This window comes from Marinobacterium lacunae, assembly GCF_000705555.1.
Classification (GTDB): Bacteria; Pseudomonadota; Gammaproteobacteria; order Pseudomonadales; family Balneatricaceae; genus Marinobacterium_D; species Marinobacterium_D lacunae.
Map to the genome: position 1 here is coordinate 1 of NZ_JMQN01000055.1, position 522 is coordinate 522.

1 protein-coding gene is annotated in these 522 nt (G+C 48.9%); it reads left to right on the forward strand.

The genetic code is table 11. From position 1 onward, the window contains the following. Window positions 1-367: ATP-binding cassette domain-containing protein (locus ADIMK_RS18035; RefSeq protein ID WP_036191094.1), on the forward strand; the 367-nt coding region annotated here is incomplete at its 5' end. Window positions 368-522 lie beyond the last annotated feature (155 nt).

The window sequence follows — 522 nt, forward strand, 5'->3', positions numbered from 1 at the left end:
AATTGATGAGAAGGCTTATACCCGGGCAGATTATCTCAGTGGTGGACAGCAACAGCGCGTGAGTATCGCCCGTGTTTTGACCCAGCAGCCGCAGATTATTCTCGCGGACGAACCGGTCGCCTCCCTAGATCCACCTACGTCACATCAGGTGATGCGTGATTTGAAGCGGGTCAGCAAGGAAGATGGACTGACAACGCTAGTCAATCTTCATTTCATTGATCTTGCCATGGAATATGCAGACCGGATCATCGGTATGAGAGAGGGTGAAATCGTCTTTGACGGGCCAATAGGAGAAGTGACAGAAGAGACGTTTGAAGAGATATATGGCAGACCAATCAGAGCCGAAGAGATTATAGGAGGGCAGTGATGGAAAAGTCTACTGCGAAAAAGAATAAAATTAGACTGTTCAAGCCGGGAACCTCTTTCAAAATCTTTGGGGTAGTCCTTGCTGTGCTGAGTCTTTACTGGGCGGCTATCAATCAGACCCAGGCTTCGCTGAACCGGATCTTGTCGAGCTTTCCT